Below are 6662 nucleotides of genomic sequence, written 5' to 3'. Positions count from 1 at the left end.
CAATTTAGTCATTTTTGATGACTTGAGCAACTTTTTATATAATGCACAACGGGTTTTATTAATAAAAATTTTATTAATAACGTTGCATAACCCAAGTTTGCTTAAATAAAATAATCTACACTTTTATGGATAAAAAAATAAATGAAAAAATTCGATTACTTCGTTTAAAGAAAAATTATTCTCAAAATTATGTTGCTAGCCAACTGGAACTCTCTCAAAGTTATTATGGTCGTATTGAAACCGGTAAAAGAACAATTTCATTAGATTTATTCATGAAAATTTTATCAATTCTTGATGTTGATCATATTACGTTTTTTAATGATGTCAATTTGAATCAATCTTCTCAAAAATAAAACAAAAAAACCTGCTACATCTTTATAACGTAACAGGTAATTTTTTCTTGTAATTTGGTTGTTATATTTTATATATTCTATCCGATTCTCTTATTTTAAATGGTACGACAAAAGTTACTTTATCGCCAGGTTTGGCTACGATATTTTCTGTACCGTTAATTAACATAGTACCCACTTGCATTTTCTCATTTCCAGTTGTAGGGCCTTTTATAAAAATCGTATCTCCTGTTTGTAATTCTTGGTGTTCAATTAAAAATTGTCCTACTTGCGCCTTTGTAAAATAGTGTTGGCCTTTCCCAATATATATTTTTCTTTCAGTGGTTAATTTTCGTTTTCTAATTTGGGTAACCGCCGAAACTTTTACAGGTTTTTGAGCGATTTCTTCAAAAATATTTCTTTCCGAATTTTGTTTGAATTTTAAATCTGGTGATTTCCCTTTTTGAAAAATCATGTTCCCATTTTTTAACCCTTTTCTGCGGTTTTCTTGTTCTTCTAAAGGTAAATAAATGGTTTCTACACAACTTGTAGAACAACAATTTTCCATTTTTTCGGCACAAGAATCGCACTGAATAAATAATAAATGACACGCTTCATTGGCACAATTTACGTGTGTATCACAAGGTGCACCACATTGGTGACATTGCGCAATAATATCGTCTGTAATTCGTTCGCCCAAACGGTGGTCAAATACAAAGTTTTTACCAATAAATTTACTTTCTAAACCTTCTTCCTTAATTTGTTTGGCATAGTTAATAATTCCACCTTCTAACTGAAAAACGTTTTTAAATCCTTGGTGTTTGTAATAAGCAGAGGCTTTTTCGCAACGAATACCGCCCGTGCAATACATCACTAAATTTTTATCTTCTTTAAAGTCTTTTAATTGCTCGTTGATAATGGGTAAACTCTCACGGAACGTTTCTACATCAGGCGTAATCGCACCCGTGAAATGTCCTACTTCACTTTCATAATGATTTCTGAAATCCACTACAATCGTATTTGGATCTTCTAAAATTTGATTAAATTCTCGGGCGTTTAAATGCACGCCTTTATTGGTTACATCAAACGTTTCGTCGTTTAATCCATCCGCCACAATTTTGTGTCTAACTTTTATCGTTAATTTTAAAAAGGAATGATCATCGTGTTCTACGGCAATATTCAATCGAATGCCTTTCATAAAGTCGTAGACTTCAAGCGTTTCTCTGAAAGCCTCAATATTTTCTGCTGGTACAGACATTTGGGCATTTATACCTTCTTTGGCGACATAAATTCGACCTAAAGCATCTAATTTGTTCCATTTCAAAAACAAATCATTTCTAAATTGTGTTGGATTTTCAATTTTGGCATACGCATAAAATGAAAGCGTCAATCGTTGCCCGGCTTGGTCAATTAACTTGGCTCTTTCTTCTGCGCTTAAGGTGTTGTACAGTTGCATACTATAAACATTTTAAGGTTAAAGACTTGATAATCATATCTTAAAGAAAAAAATAAACAAACTCTAGATGGAAGAATTCGAGGACAAAGATAAAAATATTTTTTTTAGAAAATTAAGTAAGAAACTTATAAACAAAATTTGTTGCAATAAAAAATTTCTGTATTTTTACGAAAATTTAAATATTATGAGCACGGAAAAAGAAGCAAAATTAAAAGCCTTACAACTGACATTAGACAAATTAGACAAAACGTACGGTAAAGGAACTGTAATGAAAATGGGCGATTCTGCTGTAGAAGAAGTAGAAACCATTTCATCAGGTTCTTTAGGCGTAGACATTGCATTGGGCGTAAATGGATATCCGAAAGGAAGAATTATCGAAATTTACGGACCAGAATCTTCTGGTAAAACCACCCTAACCTTACACGCCATAGCAGAAGCACAAAAAGCAGGAGGAATTGCCGCATTTATTGATGCAGAACACGCATTTGACCGTTTTTATGCAGAAAAATTAGGTATTGATATTGATAATTTAATTATTTCTCAACCTGATAACGGAGAACAAGCATTAGAAATTGCTGAAAGTTTAATCCGTTCTGGTGCTGTAGATATTGTAGTAATTGACTCGGTTGCCGCATTGACACCAAAAAGTGAAATTGAAGGCGATATGGGTGATAGTAAAATGGGATTACACGCCCGTTTGATGTCGCAAGCGTTAAGAAAATTAACAGGAACCATTCATAAAACAAAATGTACCGTATTTTTTATCAATCAGTTGAGAGATAAAATTGGGGTAATGTTTGGAAGTCCAGAAACTACAACCGGTGGAAACGCATTGAAGTTTTATGCTTCGATAAGAATTGACATCCGACGTTCTTCGCAAATTAAAGATGGCGACAGTGTTATTGGTAACAGAACGAAAGTGAAAATTGTAAAAAATAAAGTAGCACCACCTTTTAGAACTGCAGAATTTGACATCATGTACGGAGAAGGTGTTTCTAAAGTTGGTGAAGTTTTAGACTTAGCCGTAGATTTTGAAATTATTAAGAAAAGTGGTTCTTGGTTTAGTTATGGTGAAACCAAATTAGGACAAGGAAGAGATGGTGTAAAACAATTGATAAAAGATAATCCAGAATTAATGGATGAATTAGAAGTTAAAATTAAAGAGTTCCTAAAGGAACAAAACGCATAACACAAAAAATCATCCTTTTTAGGATGGTTTTTTGATTAAACCCAAATTGAGAATTCGGAATTTTTAAAAAGTTATATTATGAAAAAACTAATAGCACTTATCTGTATTTTTGTACTATCTATATCTTGTACACAAGAACCTGATGGGCCGAGAGTTCATTTAGAATTAGTACCTGTGGAAACGGTAGTTTTGCCGACGACCTTTACTGCAAATACCGTAAATGAAATAGAAGTTACGTATTCAAGACCTTCTAGTTGTCACGGTTTTGAAGGTTTTTATTACACTAAAGATGTTAATACAAGAACTATTGCCATACTAAATTATGTGATAGAAGAACAAGGCTGTTTGCCGTTACTCAACCAATTGCAAACACAAATTTTAAGATTTAAGCCAGCTACTGCAGGAACTTATCTTTTAAAATTTTGGAAAGGAAAAGATGCCGCCGGAGTTAATCTTTATGAAGAATTTTCAGTTGTGGTACAATAATTAAAACGCCTTTTTAGGCGTTTTCTTTTGCTAATTATTTTTAAGTTCTGATAAGATAATATCTCTAACTTCTTGTTTCAAGTTAAATTTATCATCCATCGTTTTTCCAATCGTTTCTATTGGTGGATGAATTTTGGCTCTCATTTTTCCTGGTGAACCACTAAAAAACGTGTACGAAAATCGTTTTTTGTTATCATAAAAAGTTATCGGAATTATTGTGAGTTGGTGTTCAATTGCAATTCGGAAGGCGCCGTCTTTAAATTCATCTAAAAGCAACCGTTCATCGGGTACACCGCCTTCAGGAAAAATACAAATACTCAAAGCTTGTTGAATTCTGTTTTGGGCTCGTTCAAAAACGGCAAATCGACTTTTACTGTTTTCTCGATCAACTAAAATACAAACACGTTTGTAAATAAATCCAAAAAGGGGAATGTTAACCAATTCTTTTTTCCCTACAAATACAAACGGATGATTTTTTACAGCTAACAACATCAACATAATATCCGTCATTGAAGTATGATTGGCTACCAACATATAACTTTTACCCGTTTCAAAATTTTCAGTGCCTTTTATAGAATATCTAAAACCCATTCCAATTAAAATAACTCGAGACCAAAGTCGTGCGATTTTAAAAAACAAAGAATATGTTTTTTCGCTTAAAATAGTAATTAATATAAGTGGAAATAACACAATTATAGGCAGCAATACCAATAGGTAAAACCAAATACGGTAAAGCAACCAAAACGGATATTTTAATAATTTCATTTCTCAGATAGTATTCGATTTTCAAAAGTAAACAATTTTAAAAAACTTATTCTTTTTACTTGCACCTTTTTACTTGGCTCTTTTTACTTAAAAACTTACATTTGCAAAAACAACTTTCAAAATGGCAAAAATATTAACAGGCGTTCAAAGCACTGGAACGCCACATTTAGGAAATTTATTAGGTGCGATTATTCCGGCTATACAAATGGCAAATAATCCTGAGAATGAATCGTTTTTATTTATTGCCGATTTGCATTCGATTACGCAAATAAAAAACGGAACCGAACTAAAACAAAACACCTACAGCACAGCTGCCGCTTGGTTAGCGTGTGGATTAGATACCAATAAAGTCGTGTTTTATAGACAATCTAATGTGCCACAAACTGCAGAATTATCTTGGTATTTGAGTTGTTTTTTCCCTTTTCAACGCTTAACATTAGCCCATTCGTTTAAAGACAAAGCCGACCGATTAGAAGATGTAAATGCAGGATTGTTTACTTATCCGATGCTAATGGCGGCCGATATCTTATTATACGATGCCGAAATTGTGCCTGTTGGAAAAGATCAAATGCAACATATAGAAATTACAAGAGATGTGGCTTCACGATTTAACCATCAAATGGGAGAAACATTTGTGTTACCAGAAGGAAAAACAAGCAAAGAAACTATGCTAATCCCTGGAACAGATGGGCAAAAAATGAGTAAATCTCGAAATAATTTTATCAATATTTTTCTGGATGATAAAGCCTTATTAAAACAAATAAAAGGCATTGAAACAGATAGCACACCTTTAGAAGAACCAAAAAATCCAGATACTTGTAATGTGTTTGGTTTATATAAATTATTAGCTTCGCCAGAAGAAACAGCAGATTTAAAAGCCAAATATTTAGCTGGAAATTATGGTTTTGGACACGCCAAACAAGCGCTTTTTGATTTAATAACTGAAAAATTTAAAACCGAAAGAGAAAAATATAATTACTTCATAAACCACCCTGAAGAAGTAGATAAATTACTTTTTGAAGGAGCTGGAAAAGCAGGTAAAGTAGCAGATGGCGTATTAAAAAGAGTACGAGAAAAACTTGGCTTTACGTAGTGTTTTTTTACAAAGATTTTCACAAATTTCACACATTAGTTTCGTGCTAATCTGTGAAATCTGTGTTTTAAAAAAATTAGGATAATTGTATAAATTAGTTACTGTTGTGTAATTATATGGCTTTAAATTCCGTGTCTGTTCTTTCAATTTTACGACTTTATGACTTTCGACTAAAACCTACACCACTTCAAACAACTTACCTGGCAAAGGTCTAATAACGCCTTTTAACTCCATATTTAATAATAAAGATGAAATTTTAAAAATAGGAAAATCGCAATCTAATGCTATAATATCCATCAATTCATTTTCTTTATTTACTAAATAATCATAAATTTTTTGTTCATCCTCTGTTAAGGAAACAAACAGTTGTTTTTGGATGGATTTGCTTTCTTTTTTCGTATCAATATCCCAATTTAAAATATATACTAAATCAGCTACACTATTCAATAAATGGGCACGCTGAGTTTTTATTAAATTGTTACACCCTTGGCTAAATTTATCGGTAATTCTTCCCGGAACAGCAAATACATCTCTGTTGTAATCATTCGCTATATTAGCTGTAATTAGTGAGCCGCCTTTTTCGGCACTTTCAATTACAATAGTAGCTTCGCACATACCTGCTACAATTCTATTTCGTTTGATAAAGTTTTCTCTATCCGGATTTGAAGTACTCCAAAATTCGGTCATAAAACCGCCATTTTGCTCCATTTGAGAAATATACTTTTTATGTGATTTTGGATATATTTGATTCAACCCGTGAGCTAAAACTCCAATAGTTTGTAAATTATTTTGCATTGCCGCTTGATGAGCCACAATGTCAACTCCATAGGCAAAACCACTAACAATAATTGGGTTCAATGGTGCTAAATCTTCTAAAAGTGAATTGGTAAATGCGACTCCATAAGGGCTAATTTGACGGGTTCCTACAATATTTATTACTCTTTTATTTTGTAAATTAATAGCGCCCGATTGAAATAAAACAGTTGGACCATCGGCACAATGCTTTAAGCGTTCTGGATACGAATCATCTTCAAATGTAGTGTAAGAAATTTGTTCTTTTTCGATGAAACGAAGTTCGTTTTCCGCCCAATTAAAAATCTTTTTTTCTTGTAAATTTTTGTAGAGATAATCACCTATGCCGTCAATGGCAACAAATGCTTTTTTAGAGGTTTGGAAAACTGCAGTGGCAGAACCGCATTGTTTAATTAGTTTTTTGGCAACAACATCACCAATTCCTTCCACTTTTAAGAGTGCGAGCGTGTGTAATAATTCGTTATGTAACATGGCGTATAATATATCCTACAAATATATTTATTTTTTTAGTAATTTTATAAAAAACCGCAA

The 6662-nt window shown here is 32.5% G+C and carries 7 protein-coding genes; 4 read left to right on the top strand and 3 right to left on the bottom strand.

The features are described 5' to 3' along the window. Positions 1 to 125: 125 nt before the first annotated feature. Positions 126 to 353 (top strand): helix-turn-helix transcriptional regulator, encoded by a 228-nt coding sequence (locus ABWP78_RS05890; RefSeq protein WP_353169853.1) that lies wholly within the window; start codon positions 126 to 128, stop codon positions 351 to 353. A gap of 61 nt (positions 354 to 414) precedes the next feature. Here ABWP78_RS05890 and trhO read toward each other — a convergent pair whose 3' ends face one another. Then, positions 415 to 1785 (bottom strand): oxygen-dependent tRNA uridine(34) hydroxylase TrhO, encoded by a 1371-nt coding sequence (trhO, locus tag ABWP78_RS05885; RefSeq protein WP_353169852.1) that lies wholly within the window; start codon positions 1783 to 1785, stop codon positions 415 to 417. A gap of 184 nt (positions 1786 to 1969) precedes the next feature. Here trhO and recA point away from each other — a divergent pair, with 184 nt between their 5' ends. Both recA and ABWP78_RS05875 read left to right on the top strand, forming a co-directional pair. After that, positions 1970 to 2974 carry a recombinase RecA gene (recA, locus tag ABWP78_RS05880; protein WP_353169851.1) on the top strand — a complete coding sequence of 335 codons (1005 nt, stop codon included), beginning with the start codon at positions 1970 to 1972 and terminating at the stop codon, positions 2972 to 2974. 78 nt (positions 2975 to 3052) lie between these two features. Beyond that, positions 3053 to 3460 carry a hypothetical protein gene (locus tag ABWP78_RS05875; RefSeq protein WP_353169850.1) on the top strand — a complete coding sequence of 136 codons (408 nt, stop codon included), beginning with the start codon at positions 3053 to 3055 and terminating at the stop codon, positions 3458 to 3460. A 30-nt stretch (positions 3461 to 3490) separates the two neighbouring features. On the opposite strand, the gene ABWP78_RS05870 is transcribed toward ABWP78_RS05875, so the two are convergent. Next, positions 3491 to 4225, bottom strand: coding sequence for a lysophospholipid acyltransferase family protein (locus ABWP78_RS05870; protein WP_353169849.1), 735 nt, complete (start codon positions 4223 to 4225; stop codon positions 3491 to 3493). Positions 4226 to 4346: 121 nt separating this feature from the next. On the opposite strand from ABWP78_RS05870, the gene trpS reads away from it, so the two are divergent. Continuing rightward, a complete protein-coding gene (gene trpS / locus ABWP78_RS05865) occupies positions 4347 to 5318 on the top strand; it encodes a tryptophan--tRNA ligase (protein WP_353169848.1) in 972 nt (323 codons plus the stop codon). A 177-nt stretch (positions 5319 to 5495) separates the two neighbouring features. On the opposite strand, the gene dprA is transcribed toward trpS, so the two are convergent. Further along, positions 5496 to 6602: a DNA-processing protein DprA gene (gene dprA / locus ABWP78_RS05860; RefSeq protein ID WP_353169847.1), complete on the bottom strand. Its 1107-nt coding sequence runs from the start codon at positions 6600 to 6602 to the stop codon at positions 5496 to 5498. Positions 6603 to 6662: the final 60 nt, after the last annotated feature.

Source organism: Flavobacterium sp., from assembly GCF_040402955.1.
Taxonomy (GTDB): domain Bacteria; phylum Bacteroidota; class Bacteroidia; order Flavobacteriales; family Flavobacteriaceae; genus Flavobacterium.
The sequence above is the reverse complement of the archived record's forward strand: the minus strand, read 5'-3'. Positions and strand labels throughout refer to the sequence as shown.

Coding starts and splice junctions, on each gene's coding strand:
- ABWP78_RS05890 (WP_353169853.1), top strand. CDS start 126: ATGGATAAAAAAATAAATGAAAAAATTCGATTACTTCGTTTAAAGAAA.
- trhO (WP_353169852.1), bottom strand. CDS start 1,785: ATGCAACTGTACAACACCTTAAGCGCAGAAGAAAGAGCCAAGTTAATT.
- recA (WP_353169851.1), top strand. CDS start 1,970: ATGAGCACGGAAAAAGAAGCAAAATTAAAAGCCTTACAACTGACATTA.
- ABWP78_RS05875 (WP_353169850.1), top strand. CDS start 3,053: ATGAAAAAACTAATAGCACTTATCTGTATTTTTGTACTATCTATATCT.
- ABWP78_RS05870 (WP_353169849.1), bottom strand. CDS start 4,225: ATGAAATTATTAAAATATCCGTTTTGGTTGCTTTACCGTATTTGGTTT.
- trpS (WP_353169848.1), top strand. CDS start 4,347: ATGGCAAAAATATTAACAGGCGTTCAAAGCACTGGAACGCCACATTTA.
- dprA (WP_353169847.1), bottom strand. CDS start 6,602: ATGTTACATAACGAATTATTACACACGCTCGCACTCTTAAAAGTGGAA.